Genomic DNA, 26,694 nt, shown 5'->3' with positions numbered 1-26,694 from the left:
TACGTGCAGGCCAAAAGAGGGCCTGCACGAGTAATGTGCAGTACTTAATACAGACAATATCAATAAGAAAAGTAGGGTTAAGCTCATGAAGAAGACACTGATCGCAATCGCGGCGACCTTCGCACTGGCTACTGCCTCCACCAGCTGGTCTCAGCAAGTGCTGCGCCTTTCCCATAACGCTGCGCCGGGTAACCCGAAGGCGGTGGCCTCGCAGAAATTCGCCGAACTGGTTGCCGAGAAGACCGAGGGCCGTGTCAAGGTCGAGGTTGGCGGCAGCGCGCAATTCGGCGACGACGTCGAGTCCCTGACCAACATGCGCCTGGGCTCGCTGGCCTTCAGCACCAACTCCCAGGGCAGTACCGCCGGCGTGGTGCCGGAGTTCAACGTGGTCGGCCTGCCGTTCCTGTTCCGCGATCTCGAGCATGCCTACCAGGTGGTCGACGGCCCGGTCGGTGCCAAGCTCGACGAGGCCGCCAACAAGAAAGGGCTGGTGGTATTGGCGCTGTGGGACAACGGCATCCGCCACACCAGCAACAACAAGCGCCCCATCGTCAAACCCGAAGATCTGCAGGGCATCAAGGTGCGTACCCCGCCTGACACCATGACTCTGGACATCTTCAAGGCGCTGGGTGCCAACCCGGGCCCGCTGGCCTTCTCCGAGCTGTACATCGCACTGCAGCAGGGCGTCTTCGACGGTCAGGAGAACCCGCTGATGAACGTCTACTCGTCCAAGTTGTACGAGGTGCAGAAGTACATCTCGCTGACCGGGCACAAATACGAAACCACGCCACTGCTGGCCAGCAAGATGATTTGGGCGGGCTTGTCCAAAGCCGATCAGGCGGCGATCAAGGAAGCTGCGGTGGAAGCCGGCAAGCTCAATCGTGAGATGTCGCTGGCGGCGGATACAGAGCTGCGCAGCAAGCTCACCGAGGCCGGCGTGCAGATCAACGAGATCGACCAGGCCGCATTCGCTGCCAAGACCAAGTCGGTCTACGACAAGTGGTCGAAGCAGTACCCCGAGCTCGTAGAGCTAATCGTCTCGGAAGCGAGCAAGTAAGCATGGCCGCGCATATTTCTTCCAGCGCTGCGGCGCCTGGAGGCGTCATCGCCGTGGCTGCGAAATGGATCGACACGCTCATCGTGGCCATCAGTACAGTGGTCGCACTCACCGCCATGGTCGTCATGTTCCTGTCCCTGATGGCCGAGGTGGTGGCGCGCTACATCACCAACCAGAGCATGGGCTGGCCCACCGAGATCCCCAACCTACTGTTCCCGTGGCTGATCATGGGCGGCATCGTCCTGGCTGCCCAACGCGGCCAGCACATCGCCGTTACCGCATTGCACAGCATGATCGGGCGCGTCGGCAACCGGGTACTGGTGGCCGGGCATCAGGTGCTGATTGCCGTGGCCTTCCTTTACCTGACGTGGGTCGGGCTCGACGTCGTCGAGATCACCGGCAGTGAAATCTACCCAATGACCGGCATCACGGCGAAGTGGGCCTACCTGTCGCTGATCGTCGGCTTCGTCGGGCTGGGCCTCACCGCGTTGACCACGCTCGTTCACCTGCTGCGGGCAAGCGACCCGCTTGCCGTGCGTACCCATCAGATCGAGGAGGGTGTATGACCTTAATGATGCTCCTGGTCTTTGGTGTCCTGATGGCACTGGCTCTACCGGTTGGCTACGCGCTGATCATCAGCGCAGGCCTGGCGGCGGTGACCATCGGTGAAATGCCCAGCGTGGCCGCGGTGGTGAAGATCTTCCAACCGACGCAGAGCTTCCCGCTGCTGGCGATCCCGTTCTTCATGCTCTCGGGCAGCCTGATGATGGGCGGCACGCTGGGCAAGCGCCTGATCCACTTCGCCACCCTGCTGGTCGGTCGTTTTCACGGTGGTCTGGGCCAGGTGACGGTGGTCGGCTCCACGGTGTTCGGCGGCGTCTCGGGTTCGGCTGTGGCGGAAGCCTCGGCGCTCGGCTCGATGCTGATCCCCTGGCAGAAGCGCGAAGGCTATCCGGGCGCGTTTGCCGCGGCGGCCACGGCCTCGTCGGCGACCATCGCCTGCCTGATTCCGCCGTCGATCCCGCTGATCCTGTTCGCCACGGTATCCAACCAGTCGATTGCCTCGCTGTTTCTCGCCGGCATCCTGCCTGGCCTGATGCTGGCCGCTGGCTTCATGATCGTCTGCTACCTGTCGGGCCGTCTGCGCGGCTTCAAGCGCCTGACCGATGAGGTCACGCTCAAGGGCGTGCTGCGTGCGACCCTGGCAGCCGCTCCGGCGCTGGGGATGCCGGCGTTCATCGTGATCCTGCTGCGCACTGGTATCGCCACGCCGACCGAAGTCAGCGCGCTGGCGGTGTTCTACGGTCTGCTGGTGAGCACGCTGGTGTATCGCGACCTGACCTTGCGCCGCATCTACGATGCGCTGGTGCATACCGCCGTGACGACGGGCGTGGTGATGCTGGTGATCGCCGCTTCCAACTTGGTGGGCTACGTGCTGACCGTCGAAGCGATCCCGACCGCAGTGGCCGAATGGACGGCGCAAACCCTGCAGTCGCCATGGATGGTCATCCTGATGCTGAACCTGATCATGCTGACGGTGGGGATGTTCCTCGACCTGCCAGCGGCGATCCTGCTGCTCGGCCCGACCCTGGTGGCCATCGGCAACGCCATCGGCCTGGATCCGATCCAGCTCGGCATCATGATGGCGGTGAACCTGAGCATGGGTCTCTTCACTCCGCCGGTCGGCACCACGTTGTTCATCGCAGCGGCAATCTCGCGTGAGCGGGTGGGCGCGGTAGTGCGTGAGCTATGGCCCTTCTACCTGGTGGCGTTCACGGTGCTCGGGCTGATCTCCTTCGTGCCAGCCTTCACCCTCTACTGATTGGCATGGCCCCTGCGTGAGCAGGGGCCATGCCAGGCAAGGAATCTCCATGACCACAATTGCATTTGCCGGGCTTGGCTCGATGGGCTTGCCCATGGCCAAGAACCTGCTCGCCGCCGGCCATCGCGTGCGCGGTATCGATCTCAACCCTGTGGCGCTTGCCACGCTCGCTCAGGCCGGTGCGGAGCCGGCTGCGGACGCAGCCTCTGCCGCCAAAGATGCCGATGTGCTGGTCCTGATGGTGGTCAATGCCGCCCAGGCTGAGCAGGTGCTGTTCGACAATGGCGTATTGGAGGCACTGGCTGAGAATGGCATCGTCTGCCTGATGGCCACCTGTCCACCCGCTGCGGTCGAGCGCATCGCCGCGCGCGTCACCGTGACTGGGCGCCGCTTCGTCGACGCTCCGGTGTCGGGCGGCACTGCAGGCGCCATCGCCGGTTCGCTGACCATCATGGCCGCCTGCGAACACGCAACCTTCGAGGCACTGCAGCCGGTGTTCGAAGGCATCGGTCAACGCCTCTTCCATGTCGGCGAGCGTGCTGGCCAGGGCGCTACGGTCAAAGCCGTCAACCAGTTGCTGTGTGGTGTGCATATTGCCGTGGTCGCCGAAGCCTTTGCGCTGGCGGCGAAAGTCGGTGTCGATCTGCCGGTGTTGCTGGAAATCATGGGCGGCTCGGCGGCGTCGAGCTGGATGCTCAAGGATCGCGGCCCGCGCATGCTCCAGGCTGAGCCCGAGGTCAGCAGTGCGGTGGACATCTTCGTCAAGGATCTGGGCATCGTCCTCGAAGCCGGGCGCGACGCGCAGGCCGCGTTGCCGATTGCTGCGGTAGCTCACCAACTGTTCCTCGCCACCTCCGGGCGCGGCGAGGGCCGGGCTGACGACAGCCAGGTGATCCGCAGCTACTACGCCCTCAACGGTACGCCAACGCAGGGCTGAGTCGCCCAGCACCACCCACTCGCCAGCGACTAAGGTTGCCCGATGCTCGTGCAGATCGTGAGCATCGTCTTCCCCGTGTGCGCGGTCATTGCGGTTGGCTGCCTGTATGGCCGCAAGCATCGCCCTGACATGCTCGCGACCAATCAGGTCAACATGGGCATCTTCGTGCCCACGTTGATCTTCTCCGTGCTGGCGAGCAAATCCGTCGACCTGGCCGAGGTGCAGATGATTGCCCTCGGCGGCCTGGTCATCGTGCTCGGTTCCGGCTTGCTCGGCTGGCCCATCGCCCGCCGGCTGGGTTATGCACCGAAAACCCTGCTGCCGCCGATGATGTTCAAGAACGCCGGCAACATGGGGCTGCTGCTACTGCTATTCGCCCTGGGCGTGCTCCTGAACACCGCCCCCGTATTGGCACGTTCGGCGCCGTAGCGACGCCGCTGACCTGTATGCTGATTGCCAGCGGTGCTCAACTTCATGTTCGCCGAGCGCTATGCCCAAGAGCCCGAAAAGGTGGCGTCGATCATGATAATGGGCCATCTGGCCGCGCTGTTTTCCCTCTCGCTGGCGTTGGCTTTGCACGTGTGGCGTGAAGATAGAGTTGATGCATTTAACTCTGAACCTGAGGCGCAGTGATGAGGGCTGACACGGGCGAGATTCCTGCTTAGCTGTATCTGCAAAACCCATCCTGACGTGGCGCAGCCAAAACAGGCAGCACTAAATCGGCGAAGAAAAATACCACTACTCCAGCACCACCAAACTCGCGTTATTTACGTTTAATTTATGCATCTCGGCCTTAGCGCAATAGAGACTTTACAGCCATAGATCCAACAATCTCCTCGTCGCCGTTACGGCATCGCAGGCATGGATCATGACTGAATTTCTGTTCGTTTTTGGCTTGGCCATCGCGCTGGCTTGGCCACTGGGTAGCTACCTGGCGGCCGTTATGCGCGGTGCGCCGATGCGCGGGGATCGGCTGTTTACGTGGGTGGAGCGGCCGCTGTATCGGCTGCTCGGCGTAAGCCCGGCTCAGGGTATGGGCTGGAGGACTTACGCCGGCGCCTTTCTGCTCAGCAACCTGGTGCTTGGCCTGCTGGTATGGCTGATGCTGATGACCCAGCAGTGGCTGCCGCTCAACCCCAATGCGGTGCCCAATATGCGTTGGGATCTGGCGCTGCATACCGCGGTTTCATTTCTGACCAACACCAACCAGCAGCACTACTCCGGGCAGGCGCAGCTTTCCTACCTGTCGCAAATGACCGCCATCGTGGGCCTGCAGGTGATCACGCCGATGATGGGCCTGGCACTGGTGGTGGCGACGCTGCGTGGCCTGTTCGGCGGGCGCCGGCAGGTGGGCAGGGATGAGGCCGCCGATGTCGGCAACTTCTGGGCAGACCTCATCCGCCCGACGGTGCGGCTGTTCCTGCCGCTGTGCCTGGTGCTTTCGGTATTGCTGACCTGGCAGGGAGTGCCTGCCACCCTGGATGGCGGGCCGCTGGCGAAACCGCTGGATGGCGCCGCGCAGATGAGCGAGCAGAAGATCCCGCTCGGCCCGGTCGCCGCCATGGTCGCGGCCAAGCAGCTGGGCACCAACGGTGGTGGCTGGTACGGCCCCAACAGCGCCGCGCCACTGGAGAACCCAACGCCACTGAGCAATCTGCTGGAGACGCTGGCCATCATCCTGCTGCCGATGAGCGTGGTGTTCATGGTCGGCAGCCTGACCGGCCGAGCCAAGCTCACCGCGCTGATCTTCGGCTGCATGCTGAGCATGTCGCTGATGTCGGCCGGCGTCGCGCTGTGGTCCGAAGGGCACTCGGCGAGCAGCAGTGACAGCGCCTTGATGGAAGGCAAGGAGGTGCGCTTCGGCGCCGACGCCTCGGCGCTCTGGGCCGCGGTGACCACCCAGACCAGCAACGGCTCGGTGAACGCCATGCATGACTCCCTGGCGCCGCTGACCGGCATGGTGGCCATCGCCAACATGCTGGTGAATGCCATCTGGGGCGGCATTGGCTGTGGCCTGCAACAGTTTCTCGTGTACCTGCTGCTGAGCGTGTTCCTGGCCGGTTTGATGACCGGCCGTACGCCGGAGCTGTTTGGCCGCAAGATCGAGGCGCCGGAAGTGAAGTGCCTGGCCGTGCTGATACTGCTGCAGCCGCTGGTGGTTCTGGGTTTCACCGCGCTCACGCTGCTGCTGCCGGATCTGGCCGGCACCTCCAACCCCGGTGCCCACGCCATCAGTCAGGTGCTCTACGAGTACACCTCGGCCTTCGCCAATAACGGTTCGGGTTTCGAGGGGCTTGGCGATGCCACCTACTGGTGGAACCTGACCTGCGTGGTGGCGCTGATCCTGGGTCGCTACCCGGCGCTGATCCTGCCGCTGATCATCGCCGCGATGCTGGCGCGCAAGCGGGTGACCCCGGAAGGGCCGGGCACCCTGCAGATTGAGACGCCGACCTTTGCGCTCACGCTGATGGCCATCATCGCCATCCTCACCCTGCTGCAATTCATGCCCGTGCTGGTGCTGGGGCCTGTGGCCGACCACCTGCAGTTCATCACCCGTTGAGGCTGATTTCCATGACTCAGATAACCCAACATTCCGCTGCGGCCAAACGCCCGGCGCTGCTCGACAGCGCCGGCGTGAGGAGCTCCGCGCTGGCCGCCTTCGCTAAGCTCGCTCCGAATAACGCGTTCAGGAACCCGGTGATGGCCGTGGTCTGGCTCGGCACGCTGCTCTGTACGGTGCTGACTCTGCTGGGCAAGAGCACGCCCGCCATCGGCTGGAGCGTCACCTTACTGCTGCTGGTCACGGTGCTGTTCGCCAACTTCGCCGAGGCGGTGGCCGAGGCCCGCGGGCGCGGCCAGGCCGATTCGCTGCGCAAGGCACGTAAGGACCTGGTCGCCCGCCGCCTGAAAAGCCTGAGCGAGCGGGGCGAGCCGCAGCGCATCGCCGCCAGCGAGCTGCGCCCCGGCGATCTGGTGATCGTGGCGCAGGGCGAGATCATTCCCGCCGATGGCGAGATCATCGAGGGGCTGGCGAGCATCAACGAGTCGGCGGTCACCGGTGAATCCGCTCCGGTGCTGCGCGAGGCCGGCACCGACCGCTCCGGGGTGATCGGCGGCACCAAGGTGCTGTCCGACCAGATCATCGTCGAGGTCACCGCCCAGCCGGGCGACAGCTTCCTGGACCGCATGATCGCCCTGGTCGAAGGCGCCAACCGGCAGAAGACGCCCAACGAAATCGCCCTGGGCCTGCTGCTGACCACCATGACCCTGACCTTTCTGATCGTGGTGATCACACTGCCTGCCATCGCCGCTTTCGTCGGTATCCAGATCGATCCGCTACTGCTGATCGCGCTCCTGGTGTGCCTGATCCCGACCACCATCGGCGGCCTGCTGCCGGCCATCGGCATCGCCGGTATGAACCGCGCGCTGTCCGCCAACCTGCTGGCCAAGTCCGGCAAGGCCGTGGAGGTCGCCGGCGACGTCGACGTGCTGCTGCTCGACAAGACCGGCACCATCACCCACGGCGACCGCCAGGCCACGCAGTTCCATGCGCTGCCGGGCATGCAGCTCAGCCGCCTGCAGGAGGCCGCGCTGCTGTCATCGCTGGCCGACCCGACCCCCGAAGGCAAATCCATCGTCAAGCTGGCGCGGCAAAACGGCGTCAACGCTGAAGCGCCGCAGGACGCCACTTTCATTCCCTTCAGCGCCCAGAGTCGTCTGTCTGGCCTCGATATGAGCGACGGTCAGGTGATTCGCAAGGGTGCCATCGATGCCATTCGCCGCCATGTGCTGGCGATGTCCGGTTCGGTACCACCGCAACTGCAGGAACTGGTCGATCAGGTCGCCCGTAAGGGCGCCACGCCGCTGGTGGTATCCGATGGCCGCCTGGTGCTGGGCGTGATCGAGCTCAGCGACGTGGTCAAGCACGGCATCCAGGAGAAGTTCGCCAAGCTGCGCGCCATGGGCATCCGCACCGTGATGATCACCGGCGACAACCCGCTGACCGCCGCGGCCATCGCTGCCGAGGCGGGCGTCGACGACTACGTCGCCGAAGCGCGGCCGGAAGACAAGCTGGCGCGCATTCGCCAGGAGCAGGAGCGCGGTCACCTGGTGGCGATGGTCGGCGACGGCACCAACGACGCGCCGGCGCTGGCCCAGGCGGACGTCGGCCTGGCGATGAACTCCGGCACCCAGGCCGCCAAGGAGGCGGGCAACATGGTCGATCTGGATTCAGATCCGGCCAAGCTGCTGGCCGTGGTGGAGGTGGGCAAGCAGCAACTGATCACCCGCGGCGCGCTGACCACCTTCTCGCTGGCCAACGACGTGTCCAAGTACTTCGCCATCCTGCCGGCGCTGTTCGCCGGGGCGATTCCGGCCCTGGCCGGGCTCAACCTGATGCAGCTCTCCAGCCCGACCAATGCGGTGCTGTCGGCGCTGATCTTCAACGCGCTGATCATCCCGCTGCTGATTCCACTGGCCATGCGCGGTGTGCGCGTGCGCGCTGCCAATGCCACGGCGCTGCTGCGTCGCAACATGCTGATCTACGGCATCGGCGGGGTGGTGCTGCCGTTTCCGGCCATCAAGCTGATCGACATGCTGCTGTCGGCAACCATCGGCGTTTAGACGACTACATTGGGTGAACGATATGACCAACCACGTTAATGCGTCCCAGAGCAATCTGCTGCGTCCCGCCTGCGTCCTGGCGCTGATCAGCCTGCTGGGCTTCGGCCTGAGCTATTCGCTGCTCGCCACCGGCATTGGCAACGGCCTGTTTCCCGAGCAGGCGAACGGCAACCTCATCGAGCGCAACGGTACCGTCATCGGTTCCGAATGGGTGGCGCAGCCCTTCACCAGCCCCGGCTATTTCCAGGCGCGACCCTCGGCCGCCAGCTATGATCCGATGGCCATGGCCGGCAGCAACCAGGCGCGCACCAACCCGGCGCTGCACCAACGCATCGACGAGCAGCGAGCCGCGGTTGCCAGCCAGGAGGGCGTCGAGCCTGCTGCCGTACCGGGCGATCTGCTCACCCAGTCCGGCGGCGGCCTCGACCCGCACATCAGCCCCGAGGCGGCGCAGATTCAGGTCGTCCGCGTGGCGCGCGAGCGCGGCATGTCGCCAGGCGAGGTGCAGACGCTGGTCGGCGCCTACACCGAGGGCCGGCAATGGGGGCTGTTCGGTGAACCCAGGGTCAACGTGCTGCTGCTCAACCTGGCCCTCGACGAAGCCCACAACAGGTAGCAGCCATGCAGGAAAACCGTGAAGCGCGCGCCGATGCCCTGGCCGGCGAACTGCGCCGCCAGGACAGCGGCCACCTGACCCTGTTTCTCGGCGCCGCGCCCGGCGTGGGCAAGACCTACGCCATGCTGTCCCGCGCCCGGGAGCTGCGCCAGCAAGGTGTCGACCTGGTGATCGGCGTGGTGGAAGCCCACGGCCGTAGCGAAACGGCTGCATTGATCGACGGCCACGAGCTGATCCCGCGCCGGCAGGTCGACTACCAGGGCCACCGGCTGGACGAGATGGACCTGGACGCCATCGTGCAACGCCGCCCGCGCATCGTCCTGGTCGACGAACTGGCCCATCGCAATGCGCCCGGCAGCCGCCACGAACGGCGCTGGCAGGACGTGCTGGAGCTGCTGGACAGGGGCATCGACGTCTACAGCACGGTCAACATCCAGCACCTGGAAAGCCTCAACGACATCGTGCACCGCATCACCGGCATCCGGGTCAGCGAAACGGTGCCCGATGCCGTGCTCGACCGGCTGCGCGACATCCGCCTGGTCGACCTGCCGCCGGGCGAGCTGATCGAGCGCCTGCACCAGGGCAAGATCTACCTGCCGGACATGGCCGAACAGGCGCTGCAGCGTTTCTTCTCGGCACCCAACCTGGCGGCGCTTCGCGAGCTGGCCATGCAGACGGCGGCCGACCATATCGAAGACCACCTGCGCGAAGCCCACACGGCCCAGGGCATCAGCGCTCTGGCGCTGCGCCGGCGGGTGTTGATCGCCATCGACGGCAGCGGCAATTCTGAATACCTGGTGCGTGCCGGCCGGCGGCTTGCCGAGCTGCGCGACGCGCCCTGGAGCGTGGTCACCGTGCAGCGTGCAGGTGGCATCGACACGGCCAGGCAGGCCGAACTCGACCGCGCCTTCGCCCTGGCGCGTAACCTGGGCGCCGATACCCAGGTGCTGCATGGCAACGCGATCGCCGACACGCTGCTCGACCATGCCGCCCATGACGGGGTGTCCACCCTGGTGGTCGGGCGCAGCCGCGAGCGGCCTATCGCCCGCATGTTCAACCGCACACTGACCCAGCGCCTGCTGCAGCATGGCGCCCATTATGAGCTGGTGATCCTCAGTTCCCCGCATGCGCGCGCCCAGGCGCGGGCCCGCTGGCGGCCAGGCGCGCCGGTACGCTGGTTGTCCTGTCGCGATGCGCTGTACGCCAGCCTTTGCGCCTCGGTGGCGACGGGCTTCGCGGGGCTGGCGGAGCAGTGGGTCGGCCTCACGGACCTGTCGATGATCTTTATCGTCGCGGTGGTCGTGGTGGCCGCGCGCACGCGCATGTCTGCGGCGATTCTGGCGGCCATTCTGTGTTTTCTGGCCTACAACTTCTTCTTCATCGAGCCGCGCTACACGCTGATCATCGCCGCGCCCTGGGGCATCACCACGGTGGTGCTGTTCCTGCTCGCCGCGCTGGTTGCCGGGCGGCTCGCCTCGCAACTGCGCATGCAGGTGCTGACCTTGCGCGCTGCCAACAACCAGGCCTCGGTGCTGCAGCACCTGGGCCGCCAGCTCAGCGCTGCCGCCGATCTGGAGCAGGTGCTGCAGGCCGGGCGCAACACCCTGGAGCGCGCATTCGGGGCGACCGTCATGCTGCAGGTCGGCGCCAGCCAGAGCTACTCGCCCGGCGTGCAGCTCGCCCAGCTGGACAGGGCCGCCGCCGATTGGGCCTTGAGTCACGGGCAGCCGGCTGGCCGCCACACGCAAACCCTGGCCGGCGCTGCCTGGTGGTTCATGCCGCTTTTGGGTAACGATCAGGCAATCGGCGTCATCGGTTTGCAGGAGAGCACCGAGCAACGGCAGCTGAGCACCGAAAACCGCCGCCTCGCCGAAGCGATCTGCACGGATGTCGCCCAGGCCGCGCTGCGTACCACGCTGGTGGCGGAGCTGGAAGCGGCGCGGGTCAACAATGAAACCGAACGCCTGCGCTCGGCCTTGCTCTCGTCGGTTTCCCACGACCTGCGCTCGCCGCTGGCCGCAATGATGGGCTCGGCCGGCAGCCTGATCAGCTATTCGGCGGCGATGAACGAGGAGGATCGCCTCAGTCTGTTGCAGACCATCCAGCAGGAGGGCGAGCGCCTCGACCGGTACATCCAGAACCTGCTGGACATGACGCGCCTGGGCCACGAGGGCCTGACCCTGCAGCGCAGCTGGATCGGCGTCGACGAACTGGTCGGCTCGGCGACCGGTCGGCTGCGCCGCTATCGCCCGCAGGTCCTGGTCGACCTGCAGCTGGACGCCGACTTACCGCCGCTGTGGGTGCACCCGGCGCTGGTCGAGCAGAGCCTGTTCAATGTGTTGGAAAACGCCGCCAAGTTCTCGCCCGCAGGCCAAAGCATCAGGGTGTTCGCCCGGCAGGTCGACAGCCACCTGCAGCTGGACGTGCAGGACCGCGGCCCGGGCATCGCCGAGGAGGAGCGTGGGCGCATCTTCGATATGTTCTACAGCATCGAGCGCGGCGACTGCGGCAAGCAGGGAACCGGCCTGGGGCTGACCATCGCCCAGGGCATGATCGGTGCTCACGGCGGCAGCGTTAGCGCGTTTGCCGGTGAAGGCGGGCAGGGCACGCTGATCCGCCTGAGCATCCCGTTGCTAGCACCGGAAGAATCACGGGAGGCACCCGATGAGCGTGAATGAAACGGCTTCCAGCTGCGCGCGCATCCTGATCATCGACGATGAGCCGCAGATCAGGCGCCTGCTCGACATCAGCCTGCGCGCCCAGGGTTATGAGGTGCAGCAGGCCGAGGACGGCAGCCGCGGCCTGCTCAGCCTGGCGCAGAAGGGCGCCGACCTGGTACTGCTGGATATCGGCTTGCCGGACCTGGATGGCCACCAGGTGCTCAAACAGCTGCGCGAGTGGAGCAGGGTGCCGGTGATCATGCTCACCGTGCGCGGCGCCGAAACGGAAAAGGTCGCGGCTCTCGACGCAGGCGCCAACGATTACGTGACCAAGCCCTTCGGCACCCAGGAGCTGATGGCGCGCATCCGCGTGTTGCTGCGCCAGCACGGCAGCGAGCGCAATGAACCTTTTATCTACGACGACGGCGACCTGCATATCGATCTCGCCCGCCGTGAGGTGCTACTGCGTGGCGAGCGCCTGCAACTGGCTCGCAAGGAGTACGCGCTGCTGGCGTTGCTGGTGAAGAACAGCGGGCGCGTGGTGACCCAGCCGCAGATCCTGCGGGAAATCTGGGGCAAGACCCACGACGACGACCTGCACTATGTGCGGGTTTTGGTGGGCAAGCTGCGTCAGCGCCTGGGCGACAATGCCGCCTCACCGCGCTGGCTAGCCACCGAGCCGGGAGTTGGCTTGCGGTTCGTGGCGGCAGATGGGTGACGGCGGGTAGCTCCGCTGCCGTCCGTCGAGGTGGTTGCACTTCGTGTATCCGGCGTCTCACCAACCTTTAAGCGCAGGCGTTCTGCGCAAACACGGGAGATCCGCCATGACAGTCGAACAGAAAAACGGCCCGGCCGAACCTTACCAGGGCCCGTCCGCCGACAGCCCGACCCAGGGCCACGGCGCGAAGAAGGAGCAGGAGGCGGTCAACTCGGAGGCCGAGCGGGAAGTCGATGCTGATCAGCGCGAAAGCGGGCAGGGCGACAAAAGCGCCGATTGATTAGTGTCGTGACTTAAAGCCCAGGCACGTCGCCGGGCTTAGTTCTGTCGCCAATAATGAGTGGCGGCTTGCCAACACCAAACAGCGACAACCAACCAGATCACCACGATCAGGGCGCCTGCGATCATGCTCCTTGGCCGTGGTGTTCGATTGCGCTCATGATCGGCCGCATGATGGCGGCATTCTTGGAGCACGCTCGCCGGCATCAGGCGCATGACCAGCCAGATACCCAGCGGCAGCAGAATCACATCGTCCAGATAACCCAGAACGGGAATGAAGTCGGGGATCAGGTCGATGGGGCTCAGGGCATAGGCCACCACGACGATGGCCAGCACCTTGGCCATCGCCGGTGTGCGGGGATGCCTGCAACTGAACCACAGCATCATGACCTGCCGTTTGAGGGCCTTGGCCCAATCATTGATGCGCCGCAGCATCTTGTTCGTCTCATTTTCGTTTCGGTGGTCGGGGTGCTGGTGACCTCTCAGCAGAGCCCGGCGGGCGTGCATTGTACAAACTTGGTCGTTCAGGCTTCGCCTGCCGCTGCTACGCCAAAGCCGTCATCGTGCTCTGGTGACCCTGTTGGCTTGAGCCGGCAATGCGTCACGGCGGCACAAGAGTTCGGCATGCAGAAACAAGACGGGGCGGGTTCGGTGGGTTATTGCTAGGGCCTGACCACTTCAGGATTCTGGACAGTGAAAACCTTTCTAGTTGCCGTGCTCGTTTGTTGCGCCGTAAACGCTCACGCGCAGACGCTGAAAATCTACAACTGGGCCGGTTACATCGACCCGGCGGTGGTGGAGGGTTTCCAGCGCGAGACGGGTGTCACGGTCGACTACCAGACCTATACCTTGGCCCAGGAGTTGTCCGCCGCGCTGGATGCCGGCGCCGATTTCGACCTGGTGGTGCCCTCGCATTTTCAACTGCAGCGGCTGATCGAGCAGAACCAGCTGCAGGCGTTGGAACCGAGCAAGTTGAGCCGGTACGGCAATCTGGATCCCAAGCTGATGGCGTCCCTGGCCGGCCTTTCGGGGGCCGGCCGTTATGTGGTGCCGTACCAGTGGTCGACGGTCGGGCTGGTCATTGATGCGGCCCGCGTCGAGCAACAGCTAGGCAAGCCAGCACCGGCCAGCTGGCAGCTGTTGTTCGATGGCCAGTACGTCGCTCAGCTGAAGGGCTGCGGGATCGGCTGGGTCGATGCGCCGCAAGAGATGTTTTCGTTATGGATGAATTTCCAGGGCAAGCGCCTGCTCGACGCATCACCAAGGCGGCTGGCCGAGGTGGGCGCGCAGATGCTGCAGCAGTCCGCCGCCGTGCGCACGCTCGACAACAACACCTACACCGAGCAGTTGGCCTCGGGGCAGCTGTGTGTGTCGGTGGCCTGGAGCGGTCACGCTCTGCAGGCGGCGGCTCGCCGTTCGACCTTGAAGTTTCTGGTGCCGCAAGAGGGCGGGCTGTTGACCGTCGACAGTTGGGCCATTCCCAAAAGCGCCAAGCAACCGGAGCTGGCCTACCGCTTCATCGACTACATGCTCGATGCACGTAACGCCCGCCTGAACAGCGAGGCGACGCATTTCTATGCGCCATTGCGCAGCGATCTGCCGGAAATGGCCGAGCTGGCCAAGCAGTCCGCCGAGCTGGTGCCGCCGCCTGGCGAGCGCCGTCGCCTGTACTTTCTCGAACCACTCAGCGCGCAGCAGACGCAGGTGATCAACCAGCAGTGGCAAGCGATCAAGCAGCAATATCAACAGCAGCAACGCCCATAAAGCGAACGGGGTAGTCGTCATGTTTTTCCGTGGCCGTGAACGTAAATTCGCTGAGGAGCTGAGTCGGCAACTGGCCGACCTGTGTGCCGGGCAGCCAACATCCTCCGTGCAAAGCACCCTGCAGAATTACCCACCGCTTGGCGCTGCGCTCGAGCAGGTGGCGAAGGTGCTACGCAGTGGCCGCGACGAGGTCGCCGTGCTGCAGCAGCGAATCCAGGCGCTGACGGCGCAACGGGATCAGGCGTTGTTGCGTGAGCAGCAGGCGCTCGATGAGCTGCATCAGCAGCAGTTCGATGTGCAGAGCGCGCAGCAGCAGCTCGAACAGCAGGCGCAGGCCTTGAGCGCGTGCCAGATCGAGGCGCGCGTCTGGGAGGTTGCCCAATCGACGCTGACCGAGGGGTATTGGGACTTCTCGATAGCCAATGGCAGGCTCGATGACCCGGCCAGCATGCTGCGCCTGTCCAGCCAATTTCGGGTGCTGGTCGGCTACAGCTACGCCGAACTGCCGGATGGCATGGAGAGCCAATCGAGTCTTGTTCATCCCGACTACCTGAACGCGATGGCGAGCATCTTCGAGCGGGAGATCGTCGACCCGGCGGGCAGCGGCGAGTACGTGATCGAGTACCTGATGCGCCACAAGGTGCGTGGCTATATCTGGTTTCGCGAGCGTGGTCGGGCGGTGCGCGACGAGCAGGGGCGGCTGTATCGGGCGATCGGTGCGGTGCGCGACATCTCCGATGAGCGCAGCGCCCGCGCCGCCCATGAGCAGATGCTCAAGCACAACGAAGAGACGTATGGGCAGATCGCCCAGGTTGTCAGCGTCATCAAGGGCATCGCCGAGCAGACCAACCTGCTGGCCTTGAATGCGGCCATCGAAGCCGCCCGCGCCGGCGAAGTAGGTCGCGGCTTCTCGGTGGTCGCCGATGAGGTGAAGAAGCTGGCGCAGAGCACACGCCAGGCGACCCACGAAATCCAGGCGATGCTCGGCGGCGCCAAGGCGCGGGCGCAAAGCGTCGAACTGCAGGGCAAGGGCTAGGATCAGTATCGGCGCGGCAGGCTCACCGATTCGATGAGTGTGCCCGCTGGACTCTTGATGATTCGCAATATGGCAATGCCGCCTCTGTCAGGCATCGAGTTGTACTGCTCTCGGCTGATGCAGAGGTGCAGCCCAAACGCCTGATGATTTTCGGTCTTGATCTGGTAATCGCAGGTGCGATACCTGCCATATTCCGTTTCCCTGGCCTTGATCGCCTCGCTGATGACCATCTCCGTGCCGAATAGCGACGTGTAGATTCTCGGGATCACGATGTACACGTGGAGAAGGGCATACAAGTAAAACACCAGGGGAAGCAGCCAGAGTACCCATTTTTCCTTCCTGCTTTCTGGTCGCTTGGCGAGCACCCACGAGCCGCTTTTGAACTTGCTGTAGAAAATCGCGAAAACAACGCCTGTAAGCACTGCCGTTACTATCACCGAGGGCCAATACAGCTCTGGATTTGGCGCGAAATCGTGGTAGACGATGAAGTACAGCGTTCCTGTTATCGCGGGGAGCGCTGCCAGTAGTACGGCAAATTTCTGATGGCGGCTGACGGGTTTTGTCATCGGGGCGAGGAGCCTGCGCAGTACGAAGCGCGCTGTAATTGGGGCACGCATTATTCCATGGCAGATTGCCTAGCGGGACAGCCGCAGCCCTCGATAAGCGGCAGCGCCATAATGCGCCGCACGATCATCCTAGTGCCAGATAAAGCCAAGCCCCGATGCTAAGAGGCATCAGGGCTTGATGGTGTAGTCACCGGAGCGGTTGGCGGTAGCCGGTTTTCAGCGCCTCACGCCAGATCAGCAGCCTCATGCCGCTCGGGCACCTGCTCGGCTTCATCGCCCCAGGTGCGATTGACCCGGCGGCCGCGTTTTACCGCTTCGCGCTCGGCGATCTCGTTGGCCCAGCGTAGGACGTGGGTGTATTCGTGGGCCGAAAGGAATTCGGCGGCGCCGTAGACGTTGTTGCGCACCAGCTCGCCATACCAGGGCCACACGGCGATATCGGCGATGGTGTAGGTGTCGCCGGCCAGGTAGCGATTGTCAGCGAGGCGCTGGTTGAGCACGTCCAGTTGGCGCTTGGCTTCCATGGTGAAGCGGTTGATGGCGTATTCGAACTTCTCCGGCGCGTACACGTAGAAGTGCCCGAAGCCGCCGCCCAGATAGGGCGCCGAGCCCATCTGCCAGAACAGCCAGTTGAGGGTTTCGGTGCGGCCAGCCGGGTCCTTGGGCAGGAACTCGCCGAACTTTTCCGCCAGGTACAGGAGGATCGAGCCGGACTCGAACACGCGGATCGGCGTATCGCCGCTGCGGTCGAGCAGGGCCGGAATCTTCGAGTTCGGGTTGACGCCCACGAAGCCGCTGGAGAACTGGTCGCCTTCGCCAATGCGGATCAGCCAGGCGTCGTACTCGGCGCCGCTGTGCCCCAGGGCCAGCAGCTCCTCGAGCAGGATGGTCACCTTCACACCGTTGGGCGTTGCCAGGGAGTAGAGCTGCAGGGGGTGCTTGCCGACCGGCAGTTCCTTGGCGTGGGTCGCGCCGGCAGTGGGGCGGTTGGTCTTGGAGAACTGGCCGCCGGAAGCTTCCAGGTGCTGCCATACCTTTGGCGGGACATAGGTTGATTGGGTCATTGAATCCTCGCTAGCGCGTGATGGGGCAATGCATATGAACGCGAGGCTAGCCCGATTACGCCCCTTATTCGAGTACCCGCGGCGCATGGTGGGTATCGACCAGGTTGATACGTGAATGTCCAGCGCGGGACTCTTTCGTTTTGCTCGTTAGAAGCGTGAAAAGCCAGGAGTTGGACAGAAAGTTGTACATGAATCGTCAGTTATACCTAAAGCCGCCGACAGTCGTGGGAGTGCAGCGTTTTCTGGCTAGTGCCTCGGCTGTCCAGACGCTTTCCTGTCGCTACGGCTAGCGAAATATTTTGTTGCAACGATATCCAGAGGCAATAGTCACAGCAATACACGAATAGTGGCGTATTGCCATTTCTGGTGTGGCGACCTTTCTGCGAAGGCGCATCGAGACAGTACGAGCACAAGGCTGGTTGAAACACGAGCCGCTGTGAGCGCCATAAAACACCAAGCCGATCCTATGAGATCAGTGAGAAAACCATGATGATCCTTGCCCCTGCCATGCACCTGACCAGTCGGCTGCGCTTTCCCGTCAAGTTCGCGATTCTCGCCATAATCGTGCTAATTCCGCTTGCCCTGCTTGGGCTGCGCGTTGTCAATCAGATCAACGCCAGCATCGACAATATCCGCCATGAGCAGGTCGGCCAGCGCTACCTGCTGGATGTCACGCCCATATTGCGCCTTTCGATGCTGCAGCGCGCGCTGACCAATCGTCTGCTTAGTGGCGATGCCACCGCCCAAGGCGATTTCGCCACAAACCAGTCGAAATTGCAGGAGGCGTTTACCAAGCTGGAGGCTACTGATCGTGAGTTGGGAACGGCCCTGGAAACTGGCGACCGCGTTGCTCGTTTGCGCGCAGACAGCCAGCAACTGATTGACCAGGCCAAGGGGACTGCTGAGCAGACGGCCATGTTCGACGCATGGAATGAGCAGCTCGGCAAGGTGTTGAATTTCGTTTATCTGATCAGTGCCACCTCCGGCATGGTGCTGGACGAGGACTACGACTCGCTGTTCATGATCGACCAAAGCACCCTGCGCCTGCCGCGGCAGATCAACGTCGTCGGCCAGTTGCGCGGCCTGGCCAGCGGGCTGCGTGAAGGCCAGCCGCTGAGCGTCGGCACGCGCTCGTCCATGCGAGTCTTGCTCAAGCAGGAGTTGCAGATTCGCCAGGAGCTGCTGCAGAGCCTGACGCTGTTGCGCCGCAACGCGCCTGCGCTGACCGACCGCCTGCAAGCGCCGATCAACAGCGCATTGCACTCACTGGACAGCTTCCGTGCGGATCTCGACCGGGTACTGACTGAGACCGACAGCACAATCAGCGGTGTGCAGAGCCTGGCGGCCAAGGGTAATGCCGTGGTTGCCGATCTGTACAAGGCCCAGGACGTGCTGCAGCAAGAGTTGGCCGACGTCCTGGCTAATCGCACCGATGAACGGGTATCCGATCGGACGCTGATCCTGGTGATGTTCGTGTGCATGGGCTTGCTGTTGGCCTATGTGTTCGCCGGTATCTATGGCTCGATGCGCAACGCTATCGACCAGGTGCTCGCTGCCACCCGGCTAATCGCCCAGGGCGACCTCACCGCTCAGGTGCAGGTGCGCGGCAAGGATGAAATGGCCGACGTGGGTAATGGCTTCAACCACATGGTGCAAGCCTTCCGCACCTCGCTGACCCAGGTTGAGCACAGCTCCCACGCGGTGTCCGAGGCGTCGGTGCGCCTGGGGGCGTCCATCGAGCGGGCCAAACAGTCGATGAATGGCCAGCAGGGCGAGACCGAGCAAGTGGCCACCGCCATCAACGAGATGACTGCCAGCGTCGCCGATGTGGCGCAGAACACCGAAGGCGCTGCACGGGCGGCCGGGCAGGCCAGTCAGGCCTCAGCCAATGGTCTGGCGGTGATGCAGAACACGCGCATGACCATCGAAGCGCTGGCTGGCGAGGTGGAACTAAGCGCGCAGAATGTATCGGCCCTGGCAGTGCACAGCCAGGAGATCGGCGGGGTCATCGAGGTGATCCGCAATATTGCCGACCAGACCAACCTGCTGGCGCTCAACGCCGCTATCGAAGCGGCGCGCGCTGGTGAGCAGGGCCGCGGCTTCGCCGTGGTGGCCGATGAGGTGCGCACCCTGGCATCACGCACCCAGGGCTCGACCGAGGAAATCCGCCGCATCATCCAGGAACTGCAGAGCGCCATGTCGGCTGCCGTGGAGCAGATGAAGACCGGCCAGGACAAGGCTCAGGCCTGCGTGCAGTCGGCGGATCAGGCGGCCAAGAGCTTGGGGGTGATCAACGACGAGGTCGAGCAGATCGTCGGCATGAATACCCAGATCGCCAGCGCGGCGGTGCAGCAGCATGCAGTCTCCGAAGACATCAACCGCAACGTCATCGAGATTCGTAACGGCAGTGTGGTGCTGATCGACGGCATCGAGGAGAACGCCCAGACCGCCGACGAACTGTCGCGTCTGGCCGGTGAGCTGCGCACGGTGGTGTCGCGCTTCAAGATCTGACCGGCTTCGGCCATCGCGGCGCGCTCGGCAGATCAGGTGAGCGCTGCCCGCTGCCCGTGGTCTGCTCTGCACAAGGCGTAGCGAGCGCGCGCCGTTGAGGGAGAGCAGCGACGGTGACTGAAAGACGCATCAGCGCACAGCAATTGGGGTTGGCGATGGGCCTTGCTGTGGCCGACGAGAAAGCACTGTTCAAATGGCTGCTGGCGAGTTTTCTGTTCGGCAAACCTATCCAGCAATCGGTGGCCGAACGGGCCTATCGGGTTCTCGTGGAGCAGCACGGCCTGGATTCGCCTGCCAGGCTCGCCCGCTGCAGCCAGCAGGAGCTGGTGCTGCTGCTCGGTCAGGCGCATTACGTGCGCTACGACATCTCCACTGCCGACCGCTTGCTAAAGCTCAGCCGTAAGCTACTGGCCGAGTATGACGGCAGCGTTATCGCCATCTGCCGGCAAAGTTCTGATCAGCATGATTTCGCAATGCGCCTGCTGGCCTTCGAAGGCATAGGCCCAAAGACGGTGGAGATCTTTATGCGCGAGGCCGAAGTTGGGCTTTACGGACAGAGCTGATCGAGACAGTCAGGCGCGGGTGCTGCGCACATTCTTTTTCTGCAGTATTTCCGAGGCCTCGTTGTAGGCTGTCTGGAAGGTCTCGCTGCCGATCCATTGGACCGCCGCGTCTTCGCTCTCGTTGTGGAACAGGCCGCGATACACGATCAAAAGGCCCATCATGAAGTCGGTCGCCGCTTCCGGATCTTCCTCGGCGACCACCAGCTCCAGCACCGGGTACTGCAAAAACACCAGGCACAGGGCGAGCAGGCTGATGGCCTCGGCCTTGTGCATGGCCTGGAACAGGTCGTCGAAGTGTGCCGGGTCGAAGCCGTTTTCCTCGATGTCCTTGAAGTCGAAGGTGCTCAGGTCGATCTCCACATCATCGAAGGGCTCGTCGATCAGCGGGTTGGCCAGCACCGGATGGATGACCGGCGCCTTGGGCTTGCCCATACGGTTCTGCTTGGCCTTGGTCTTGGCCCGCTGGGCGCGTTTCTTCTGCTTGTCGGGGGAGGCCATGGTGGCGCAGTCCTTGTGTGGAGCTGAAAGCGGATGCGCATTGTATGCAGTCTTGCCTGTTCCGTTGCGCAACTTTTACAGAGGCCAATATGGCGCGGTTCGCAGATAGGCGAAAGGCATTGCGGGTGACTCTTGGCAAAGCCATCGCCCGACTCTAGATTGCCGGCAGCGCAACCCGCGCTTGGCAAAGGGATTTATTCGCCATGCTCACTCGCCAGATACTTGCGATGCTCCTGCTGTGCAGCCTGTCTGCCCAGGCCTTGAGCCAGGTGTACACCTGGGTGGACGAGAACGGCCAGAAGCATTTCGGCAGCCAGCCACCGGCTGCCCAGCAGGCCGAGGCGGTGACGATCAAGCCGGCATACGCCGGTGAAACGCGAGCTGCCAGCCCTGCCGCCCCCGCTCAGGCAGCATCAACTGAGGCTGTCCCTGCCAAGACGTCGAAGCGCGAAATGTGCCAGAGCGCGATGCGCTGGACTGCCGTCGACCTCAAGAACCTGCACGAGATCGCCGAGGAGCGCAAAAGCGGCGGGCGTATCACAGCAGCCGAATACGCCCAGGCGCAAGAGAACTTGGCCGGCGTGGAGCAGAGGATCAGCCTGCAGGACTGCGTCACCAGTTCCGGCGAGGATCAGCAGCGCTACGAGTGCCTGTCAAAAGGTGCTGGCGTACTGGTGTGTTCCGGGTTGATGGCGGCAGCCATGGAGGAGGCCGAGCACGGGGCCAAGAAGCGGGCCGCGAAGCCTTAGGCTGCCACGGGCAGGCTAAGGCGGAAGCGGATGGGAGCGCTGTCGCCGCGGCTGTCCAGATAGATCTCGCCATCATGTAATTCGGCGATGCGCTTGACCAGGTGCAAGCCCAGGCCAGCACCTGGGTGCTGCTGTGCCTGGCTGCCACGAAAGTATTTCTGGAATAGCTGCTCGGCCTGGTCGGCAGGAATCGCCGGCCCCTCGTTGACCACCTGAATATCGAGAAAACCCGCGTTGTCATCGAGTATCAGCTGCACGGTGGAGCCTTCCGGCGCGTGACGGTCGGCATTAGCCAGCAGGTTGCGCACGGCGATTTTCAGCAGGCCGTCGTCACAGCGCAACGTTTGTACGCGGCTGAGGTTGCTGACGCTGAAGCGCTCACTCGGCAGATCGCTGGTGATACGTTCGAGCAAGGGTTCCAGAGCGTGCTCGGCACGCCGTGCGATAGCGGCAGTGCCTTCCACTCGGTCGTTATTCAGGTAGTCGTCCACCAGCGAGAGCAGTCGTGTCGATGCGTCGCGAATGTTCTGGCAGCGTTGCTCGTTGCGCTCGGGTGATGCCGATAGGTTGCGGGCGATCTGTTGCGCCGAGGTACCGATGATGGCCAGCGGCGTACGGAATTCGTGGGATACCATGGCCACGAACTCGCGTTGCTCCTCCCGCATGCTCTGCTCCTGCAACAGCGCCTCGCGCAGCTCGGCCTCGAGCAGGGTCCGCTGGCTGATCTCCTCACGCAGCTCCAGGGTGCGTTCGGTGATCTGCTGCTCCAGGCGGACATTGTGACTTTGCAGCAGCTCCTTGAAATCCGCCTGGGCCAGGCGCTTTTCATCTTCCAGCTGCCGGTAGTGATGGATGATGCGCATGCTCATCAAAACCATGTGCAACAGGGTGCCGATAGCCAACGAGTTGTCGGTAATGAACGAGGCTGGTACCAGCCCGAGGTTGCGCAGGAAGGCCATCAGGACCCCGGCGTAATAGACGCCGAACACCAGCAGGAAGAAGCGCGCAGGGCGATGCCCTCTGAACAGCAGCACCATGGCCATGGCCACAAGAATCACGATGGTCAGCAGCGAGCTGGTTTGTACCAGTGGTGCGCCAAATTGGTAGTGACCCACCAGGATCGCGCCCGCGCCAAGCGTAGCGATCAGCAGGCTGATTCCTTTGAGCACCTTTCGGAAGTGGCCGAAGCTGGTTACCCGCAACTGCCGGAGGGCGAATATCAGCCCGATCGGCAGGCTCGCCGCCAGGCCACAGCCCAGCAGGCGATCGCTGATCGCCACGGGTATGTCGGTCAGCTGTTGCACTAGACCACTGCTGAGGCTTTCGATGAGTAAGCAACAACTGACGAACAACAGGTACCAGCCACTTTCCGGTGCCGCGGTCATGCGCCAGAACAGCAGGTGAAAGATGATCAGGGCCAAATACACGCCGAAATAAAGGCCGTAGGCCAGATATTCGACGCGCGATCGCTCGCTGAATATCGTTTCGGGCATCAGGTTGACACTGACCGACATGGCGTTCTTGGATATCAGGCGCAAAAGCAGCACCTGTGTCTGATCAGCTTCAAGCACCAGCGGAAAAGCCGGTGCGCGATATTTCATCGGCCATAACGGGCGCTCAAGCTCTTCGCCGCTGCGCAGGCGATAGAGCTCACCATCGTGCTTGAGGCTGTAAAGCTGCACGTCATCGAGCAGTGCGTTACTGAGCTTGAGCACCCAGGTGGGCGGTGTCGCTTGCCCAGCCCTGACTTGCAGCCGCAGCCAGATCACGTCGTGGGTGAAGCCGGCGTTGAGCGCGCCCGGTATGGATCGCCAGGCATTGGAGGCCAGCGCCGCCTGGGCATCCAGGTTGCCCTGGGGGTCGTCCAGCCGTTCGAGAAAGCCGTTGGTGCCCTGGGGCTGGGTATCCAGTTGCACGGTGTCGGCCCAGGCCAGGCAGGGCCAGATAAGGCACAGCATCATCAGGTAGCGAAGTGGACGAATCATCGGTCAGGTCTGCGAATTGCGAGGCAATGCAGGGGATTCTAACCGGCTGGCGAGCGGCGTCGACGCTGGCGCTCAGATTCGCTCGGTTTACTTTCGAACGCTTCGCGTATGGTGGCGCCGAATTGGCCGGGACCCTCGGTCATAACGGGAGTTCAGGCGCGTGGAGCGTTGCGAGAGTGTGCAGGTTGCAGCGCCGCAGACAAGGCTGCTGGCAGTCGAGGCCCTGGCAGGCAGCCTGCAAGGCGTCATCCTGCGTTTGCAGGCGCGTCTGGGCGAGTTGCAGGTCGGGATCTTCGACAGTCTCAAGGACCTGGACGTCGCCATGCTCGCACCGCATATCGTGCTGCTGGAGGTCGGCGAGCCGGGAGCCAGCGAGCTGGCCATGGCCGAACGTATGCAGCGTCTGTGGCCGGATATCGGGTTGATTCTGCTGATCGAACGCACGCGCCTCGATCAGCGTTTGCGCGGTTATGCCTTGGGGGCTGACCACTGCCTGGATCATCCGTGTGCCGAGGAAGAGCTGCTCGGGGTCATCGAAGCGCTGATGCGGCGCCTGTCGATGCAGAACACCTCGGCAGGCGATTGCTGGGTGATCGATGCACAGGCGCAGCGTCTGCATCTACCCGATGGCCGGGTTCTGGCGTTGAGTCGAAATGAATGCCGGGTACTGCAGTGCCTGGAAGGCGCGCCCCAACAAACCGCGAGCCGGCAGCTGCTGGCCGAATGCCTGGGGGCCAACTACATGACGTATGACGAGCGGCGACTGGAGGCCATCGTCAGCCGTCTGCGGCGCAAGATCGCCGATTTCGCTGGGCGCGAGGCGCCCATCCGGGCATTGCGTAACAAGGGCTACCTGTTCACCGGGAACCTGCTGGCATGCCGGTGACCAACGCGTACGGCGGCTCAGGACTGAATCTGCACCCGCTCGTAGAAGCAGTACCCGCTGTTGCGCAGGGTCTTGAGCGGCAGCTCCACACCGGTGGCCAGCTCGACATTGCGGCGCAGGCGGCGAATCTGGGTGTCCAGGCGCCGCTGATCATAGGTCAGGTAGTCCTCGTCGAGGGCCTTGACAATATCGCGTCGCGATACGGTACCGCCTGCGTTGCGCATCAGGCAGTGCAACACCAGGGCGTCCTGATGGGACAGGCGAACACCCTGCTGGTTGGGCGCGCGCAGCTCCCGCGGGGCCATGTCCAGGCGCCAGGGCAAGGCTTCGCGTTGCAGGCCGAGGCGACGACGCAGGGCGTCGAGTACCGCGGCGAGTTCCACCAGGTCGCAGCCTTTGGGCAGGTAGTGGTCGGCACCCTGGCGCAGGCCGATGACGCGATGTTCGGTGGTGCCACGAGCCGTGAAAGCGACGATTCCCACTTTGCTGCCGGCGTCGCGCAGTTGGCTGATGAGGTCCAGGCCATCACCGTCCGGCAGTCCGAGATCGATAACGGCGAGCTGGTGACGACGCTCGTCGTAGGCGCTGGCGAAGGCCGCAAGGCTGTTGGTGGTGGTAATGCGGTAACCGCATTCGCTGAGGAATTCTCCAAGCTCTTCGGCGAGCACCGGTTCGTCTTCGAGCAGGATGAGGTCGATCATGGCTATCGATTCGAACGGATTTACAAAAACGGGGCGTGCCAGCCCGATCCTCGGGTGACATTTTCCTGACAAGCCTAGCGAAAGCTAACCGATAAGCCAAAAAAAAGGCGGCCCGTTGGTAGGAATGTCAGCTTTTGTCAGTTTCGAAGAGTGGCACAAAGCTAGTATGAAGAAAGGTCGGTTTAACGCCCGGCCATTATGTTTACCAGGATGGGTGCCCCATGTTGCCACGAATCAAACCAGCCTTCCGGGCGCGCCGAGAGCTGCTCGCCGCCTGTCTCGTCGCCTGCTCGGCCAGCGCTTCGGCTGACCAAGGCTTCGCCGCCAACCTTGATCGCATTCTGCGTGAGCACCAACTGGTGCGCATGGTAGACGCGGACACCGAGACTGCCCGCGAGCAGGTCGACGTCGAGAAGGCTGCCTACTACCCCAAGCTGACCGTGAATGCAGGTGCGGGGCGCCGCAACACCCAGCGTGAAGAGGGCACCGACGGTCGTTATGACCCGGTCGATGCCAGCGTGGGGATCAACCAGCTGATCACCGACTTCGGTGCCACTTCGTCGCGTGTTCAGGCCGCCAAGGTGGTACTGAGCAAGGAAGAGGCCGAGCGTGAGCTGCAGATCCAGAACCTGATCCTGGCCGCCATCGAGGCCCAGCTGCAGGTGATCCAGGCCGAGCGTACCCAGTCGTACGCGCGTCAGTCCGAGCAGAACATCAAGCAGCAGACCTCCCTGGAGGATGCACGCATGGAGGCCGGGCGTGGCTACGCCACCGACGTGCTGCAGGCCAAGTCACAACTGGCTGGCGCCGAGGCCCGTAGGGTAATGGCCGACAACCGCATGCGCGAATCGCTGAACCGCTATCGGGTGATCTTCGGTGAAGCGCCGATCACCCCTGAGCGCCTCGATGCGCTGGCCATCCCCCGTGACCGTCTGCCGAGCTCGGAAGAGGCCATCGTGGAGAGCGTACGCCAGCAGAACCCCGACCTGCTGGCGGCGATTAAGCGCGCCGACGTCACCCTGGCCGAGCGCGATGCCGCTCGCAATCGCGAGTTGATGCCTCGGCTGTCGTTCCGGTTGAGCCAGGAGCACTATCAGGACTATGACGACACCCCCGGCTACCGCAACGACACCAAGGCCATGGTCAATTTCGATTGGCAGTTCGACCTGGGCATGCGTGCCAACTACGTGACCCGCGCCGCCGACCAGGCTATCGCCAGTGCCCAGGAAAAGGCCGACTACGTACGCATCCAGGCCATGGAAGAAGCGCGTAACGCCTGGGCTTCGTGGCAAACCTCCCGGGAGCGGGCTGAGCATCTGCGCAACCAGGTGAACATCGCCGAGAACTTCCTGAGCCTAGCGCGCAAGGAGCGCGAAATGGGGCGTCGCTCGCTGCTCGACATCCTCAATGGCGAGGTCGGCCTGATCAATGCGCAAAGCGACGCCACGGCTGCCGGCATCGACGAAATCATCGCCGCCTATCGCCTGCTGCGCGCCTCTGGCCAGTTGAACCTGGGCATCTTCCGGCAGCCGGGAATCATCGTGCCGGCTGATCGTGCGCTGCCTGTCGCCGCGCTCGAAAGCGGCGCGCCGGGCAAGCCTTGAGTCACCGCACACCGTAAATCGTTGCAACGCGCGCACCTGGATCGGGTGCGTTGGC

At 63.6% G+C, this 26,694-nt stretch carries 25 protein-coding genes; 19 read left to right on the top strand and 6 right to left on the bottom strand.

Going from position 1 to position 26,694, the window contains the following annotated elements:
- Nucleotides 1-85 precede the first annotated feature (85 nt).
- From BM279_RS07285 to BM279_RS23340, 12 genes are all read left to right on the top strand, one after another.
- On the top strand, nucleotides 86-1,057 hold the full coding sequence (locus BM279_RS07285) for a TRAP transporter substrate-binding protein (protein ID WP_093502321.1): 972 nt from the start codon (nucleotides 86-88) through the stop codon (nucleotides 1,055-1,057).
- Nucleotides 1,058-1,059: 2 nt separating this feature from the next.
- Nucleotides 1,060-1,623, top strand: coding sequence for a TRAP transporter small permease (locus BM279_RS07280; RefSeq protein ID WP_093502319.1), 564 nt, complete (start codon nucleotides 1,060-1,062; stop codon nucleotides 1,621-1,623).
- Nucleotides 1,620-2,879, top strand: coding sequence for a TRAP transporter large permease (locus tag BM279_RS07275; RefSeq protein WP_093502317.1), 1,260 nt, complete (start codon nucleotides 1,620-1,622; stop codon nucleotides 2,877-2,879). The genes BM279_RS07280 and BM279_RS07275 overlap by 4 nt, the downstream gene beginning before the upstream one ends.
- Before the next feature lie 49 nt (nucleotides 2,880-2,928).
- Nucleotides 2,929-3,816, top strand: a complete 888-nt coding sequence (locus BM279_RS07270; protein WP_093502315.1) for an NAD(P)-dependent oxidoreductase — start codon at nucleotides 2,929-2,931, stop codon at nucleotides 3,814-3,816.
- 42 nt (nucleotides 3,817-3,858) lie between these two features.
- Nucleotides 3,859-4,245 (top strand): AEC family transporter, encoded by a 387-nt coding sequence (locus tag BM279_RS07265; protein ID WP_244154130.1) that lies wholly within the window; start codon nucleotides 3,859-3,861, stop codon nucleotides 4,243-4,245.
- Nucleotides 4,246-4,290: 45 nt separating this feature from the next.
- Nucleotides 4,291-4,449, top strand: a complete 159-nt coding sequence (locus BM279_RS23540; protein ID WP_244154129.1) for a hypothetical protein — start codon at nucleotides 4,291-4,293, stop codon at nucleotides 4,447-4,449.
- Nucleotides 4,450-4,684: 235 nt separating this feature from the next.
- Nucleotides 4,685-6,376: a potassium-transporting ATPase subunit KdpA gene (kdpA, locus tag BM279_RS07260; protein ID WP_093502313.1), complete on the top strand. Its 1,692-nt coding sequence runs from the start codon at nucleotides 4,685-4,687 to the stop codon at nucleotides 6,374-6,376.
- 11 nt (nucleotides 6,377-6,387) lie between these two features.
- Nucleotides 6,388-8,439, top strand: coding sequence for a potassium-transporting ATPase subunit KdpB (gene kdpB / locus BM279_RS07255; protein WP_093502311.1), 2,052 nt, complete (start codon nucleotides 6,388-6,390; stop codon nucleotides 8,437-8,439).
- A gap of 22 nt (nucleotides 8,440-8,461) precedes the next feature.
- Nucleotides 8,462-9,055 (top strand): potassium-transporting ATPase subunit KdpC, encoded by a 594-nt coding sequence (gene kdpC, locus BM279_RS07250; protein WP_093502309.1) that lies wholly within the window; start codon nucleotides 8,462-8,464, stop codon nucleotides 9,053-9,055.
- A 5-nt stretch (nucleotides 9,056-9,060) separates the two neighbouring features.
- On the top strand, nucleotides 9,061-11,733 hold the full coding sequence (locus BM279_RS07245) for a sensor histidine kinase (protein WP_093502307.1): 2,673 nt from the start codon (nucleotides 9,061-9,063) through the stop codon (nucleotides 11,731-11,733).
- Entirely contained in the window at nucleotides 11,720-12,433 is a 714-nt protein-coding gene (locus tag BM279_RS07240; protein ID WP_093502305.1) for a response regulator, read from the top strand. Before BM279_RS07245 ends, BM279_RS07240 begins: the two co-directional genes overlap by 14 nt.
- A gap of 106 nt (nucleotides 12,434-12,539) precedes the next feature.
- The gene (locus BM279_RS23340; RefSeq protein WP_167363107.1) at nucleotides 12,540-12,713 is read left to right on the top strand and encodes a hypothetical protein; all 174 of its coding nucleotides are present in this window, start codon (nucleotides 12,540-12,542) and stop codon (nucleotides 12,711-12,713) included.
- A gap of 38 nt (nucleotides 12,714-12,751) precedes the next feature.
- Here BM279_RS23340 and BM279_RS07235 read toward each other — a convergent pair whose 3' ends face one another.
- Complete coding sequence (locus BM279_RS07235) at nucleotides 12,752-13,147, bottom strand: YkvA family protein (protein WP_093502303.1); 396 nt, start codon at nucleotides 13,145-13,147, stop codon at nucleotides 12,752-12,754.
- A 258-nt stretch (nucleotides 13,148-13,405) separates the two neighbouring features.
- Here BM279_RS07235 and BM279_RS07230 point away from each other — a divergent pair, with 258 nt between their 5' ends.
- Nucleotides 13,406-14,476 (top strand): extracellular solute-binding protein, encoded by a 1,071-nt coding sequence (locus tag BM279_RS07230; protein ID WP_093502301.1) that lies wholly within the window; start codon nucleotides 13,406-13,408, stop codon nucleotides 14,474-14,476.
- Nucleotides 14,477-14,495: 19 nt separating this feature from the next.
- Nucleotides 14,496-15,512: a methyl-accepting chemotaxis protein gene (locus BM279_RS23710; protein ID WP_093502299.1), complete on the top strand. Its 1,017-nt coding sequence runs from the start codon at nucleotides 14,496-14,498 to the stop codon at nucleotides 15,510-15,512.
- 2 nt (nucleotides 15,513-15,514) lie between these two features.
- Here BM279_RS23710 and BM279_RS07220 read toward each other — a convergent pair whose 3' ends face one another.
- On the bottom strand, nucleotides 15,515-16,078 hold the full coding sequence (locus tag BM279_RS07220; protein ID WP_143103568.1) for a hypothetical protein: 564 nt from the start codon (nucleotides 16,076-16,078) through the stop codon (nucleotides 15,515-15,517).
- A gap of 224 nt (nucleotides 16,079-16,302) precedes the next feature.
- A complete protein-coding gene (gene yghU / locus BM279_RS07215; RefSeq protein ID WP_093502295.1) occupies nucleotides 16,303-17,142 on the bottom strand; it encodes a glutathione-dependent disulfide-bond oxidoreductase in 840 nt (279 codons plus the stop codon).
- Nucleotides 17,143-17,628: 486 nt separating this feature from the next.
- Here yghU and BM279_RS07210 point away from each other — a divergent pair, with 486 nt between their 5' ends.
- On the top strand, nucleotides 17,629-19,653 hold the full coding sequence (locus tag BM279_RS07210) for a methyl-accepting chemotaxis protein (RefSeq protein WP_093502293.1): 2,025 nt from the start codon (nucleotides 17,629-17,631) through the stop codon (nucleotides 19,651-19,653).
- Nucleotides 19,654-19,808: 155 nt separating this feature from the next.
- The gene (locus BM279_RS07205; RefSeq protein ID WP_167363118.1) at nucleotides 19,809-20,216 is read left to right on the top strand and encodes a DNA methylase; all 408 of its coding nucleotides are present in this window, start codon (nucleotides 19,809-19,811) and stop codon (nucleotides 20,214-20,216) included.
- A 9-nt stretch (nucleotides 20,217-20,225) separates the two neighbouring features.
- Here the strand turns inward: BM279_RS07205 and BM279_RS07200 are convergent, their stop codons facing one another.
- Nucleotides 20,226-20,714, bottom strand: coding sequence for a hypothetical protein (locus BM279_RS07200; RefSeq protein WP_093502288.1), 489 nt, complete (start codon nucleotides 20,712-20,714; stop codon nucleotides 20,226-20,228).
- 203 nt (nucleotides 20,715-20,917) lie between these two features.
- Between BM279_RS07200 and BM279_RS07195 the strand changes: the two genes are divergently transcribed.
- Nucleotides 20,918-21,463: a DUF4124 domain-containing protein gene (locus BM279_RS07195; protein ID WP_244154128.1), complete on the top strand. Its 546-nt coding sequence runs from the start codon at nucleotides 20,918-20,920 to the stop codon at nucleotides 21,461-21,463.
- Here the strand turns inward: BM279_RS07195 and BM279_RS07190 are convergent.
- Nucleotides 21,460-23,448 (bottom strand): sensor histidine kinase, encoded by a 1,989-nt coding sequence (locus tag BM279_RS07190; RefSeq protein ID WP_093502285.1) that lies wholly within the window; start codon nucleotides 23,446-23,448, stop codon nucleotides 21,460-21,462. The two genes, BM279_RS07195 and BM279_RS07190, sit on opposite strands and share 4 nt — an antisense overlap.
- A gap of 160 nt (nucleotides 23,449-23,608) precedes the next feature.
- On the opposite strand from BM279_RS07190, the gene BM279_RS07185 reads away from it, so the two are divergent.
- Entirely contained in the window at nucleotides 23,609-24,334 is a 726-nt protein-coding gene (locus tag BM279_RS07185) for a response regulator transcription factor (RefSeq protein ID WP_093502283.1), read from the top strand.
- A 17-nt stretch (nucleotides 24,335-24,351) separates the two neighbouring features.
- On the opposite strand, the gene BM279_RS07180 is transcribed toward BM279_RS07185, so the two are convergent.
- The gene (locus tag BM279_RS07180; protein WP_093502281.1) at nucleotides 24,352-25,035 is read right to left on the bottom strand and encodes a response regulator transcription factor; all 684 of its coding nucleotides are present in this window, start codon (nucleotides 25,033-25,035) and stop codon (nucleotides 24,352-24,354) included.
- A 221-nt stretch (nucleotides 25,036-25,256) separates the two neighbouring features.
- Between BM279_RS07180 and BM279_RS07175 the strand changes: the two genes are divergently transcribed.
- Nucleotides 25,257-26,639: a TolC family protein gene (locus tag BM279_RS07175; RefSeq protein WP_093502279.1), complete on the top strand. Its 1,383-nt coding sequence runs from the start codon at nucleotides 25,257-25,259 to the stop codon at nucleotides 26,637-26,639.
- Nucleotides 26,640-26,694 lie beyond the last annotated feature (55 nt).

This window comes from Phytopseudomonas straminea (assembly GCF_900112645.1).
Classification (GTDB): domain Bacteria; phylum Pseudomonadota; class Gammaproteobacteria; order Pseudomonadales; family Pseudomonadaceae; genus Aquipseudomonas; species Aquipseudomonas straminea.
The sequence above is the reverse complement of the archived record's forward strand: the minus strand, read 5'-3'. Positions and strand labels throughout refer to the sequence as shown.